The 380-nt window shown below is 69.5% G+C and carries 1 pseudogene; it reads right to left on the minus strand.

What is annotated here, in order from left to right:
• Positions 1-380 (minus strand): annotated as a pseudogene (locus ACSNOK_RS33505) (hypothetical protein); the annotation flags it as partial.

Consider the following 380-nt stretch of genomic DNA (forward strand, 5'->3'; position numbering starts at 1 on the left):
GCGCAGCCTCCATGACCACTGGTCGCCGCTGGACGGACCCCAGTTCTCCGGCCAGCGGTTGGAGCTGCACACCACCGTCATCGGATCGCAGGGGGTGCCGGACAGCGCGGAATCACGGCGGGAACCGGTCAGCAGGTCGAGGAAGAGGTGCCCCTGCTCGGTGTGGCAGTTGTCCAGCAGGACCAGGCAGGAGGGAGCGGTGAACCAGCGCTCGGCGGCATGGCGCAGGTCGTCCAGGAAGGCGGCGAACAGCACCCGGTCGAGGAGTCTCTTCTCCTGCACCGTGCCGTTGTGGCGCCACATGTTGAGCTCCAGCAGCGCGTCCCAGGGGTCCCGGGAGGGCACCAGCGGGTGGTCGCCGAACCACTGCGGGACTCCGG

The sequence above is a fragment of the Streptomyces sp. URMC 126 genome (assembly GCF_051386555.1).
Classification (GTDB): Bacteria; Actinomycetota; Actinomycetes; order Streptomycetales; family Streptomycetaceae; genus Streptomyces.